Below are 1156 nucleotides of genomic sequence, written 5' to 3'. Positions count from 1 at the left end.
CCCGTTGTAGTTATCCACCGCCTCGAACTTGGTGCTATCAACCAAAGGTGCATTGATATCTGAATTGCTGCTATGCCCACTTTGTGAAGAGGAAGACCCTCCAACAACAGGAGTAGGTACAGTTACCGCTTCTTTACCCGGCTGAGGAGTTGGGGTGGCGCTTGGCTGCTCAGTATTCCCGCTCTCCTTAAACTTTAGAAACTTGGAAGCTACTAGAGCTACAGCCTGACGATCTACTTTGGCCTCAGGATTAAAAAAATTATTATATCCGGTAATCAATCCATATTCCACAGCGGCAGCTATAGAATCTTTGGAATAATCAGCAATTTGGCTACTATCAGCAAATTGCAAAGTTCCAGTTTTACCGGTAGGATTGACTCCCAATGCTCTCACGAACATGACGACCATATCCTGACGTGATAAATTTTGCCCCGTACCGAAAAGATTACTGCCGGTACCCTTGATCAATCCGGCTTTGACAGCTGCCTCTACATAGCTGTATGCGTAGTTGCTTGCGGTAACGTCCAGAAAGGTAGGCAGCGCAGGTGGGTTCGAAATATCCAGCTTCAATGTTTTTGCTAAAATAATTGCAAAATCCTGCCGTGTAATATTTGACGTAGGATAGAACTTACTCTCTTCAACACCGGTCACTATCCCCTGATCGAATAGCTCAACAATCGCTTTCTTTGCATATGAGCTATCAATATCAATAAAGGAAGCGGCAGCCGATCCTTTGGTCGGCATAATGATAGGGCTTGATAATACAGCAGCAGCCAATATAGAGCTTATCCATTGCTTTTTGTTCACTTACTTGTCCCCCTGTTCATTGGATGCATTATGTCGTTTGTCTATAATCGATTCGTTAACACAATTCGACTTTAAATTACAAACTTTTCATCTACAGGATTATAACAAGTATCAATAAACAGATTATAAACAAACAAGCCATGGCCTTATTACTGATGAACACTACAACCATAAATTTGGCTGTCGCTCACATCATTGATTCTGTGCATCAAACGAAAAAAAATGATACTATGTATGATGGGTATAGGACTTTGCTATCCTTATATCGTTTTTATATATTACAACAAGAGGAGATAATATGAGTAACGAACAAAACTTCTGGCTTGATTTACCGAAGCCGTTTTTTATA

Annotated in this window: 1 protein-coding gene; it reads right to left on the bottom strand. The window is 41.0% G+C overall.

The window, feature by feature from the left end:
- A partial coding sequence (locus tag CA600_RS30555; protein WP_143812237.1) for an S-layer homology domain-containing protein occupies nucleotides 1-807 on the bottom strand: 807 nt, incomplete at its 3' end.
- Between the last annotated feature and the right edge of the window lie 349 nt (nucleotides 808-1156).

The organism is Paenibacillus sp. VTT E-133280 (assembly GCF_002264385.1).
Classification (GTDB): Bacteria; Bacillota; Bacilli; order Paenibacillales; family Paenibacillaceae; genus Paenibacillus_AQ; species Paenibacillus_AQ nitricinens.
Note: the sequence above shows the minus strand (reverse complement) of the source record. Positions and strands in the feature narration are given on the sequence as shown.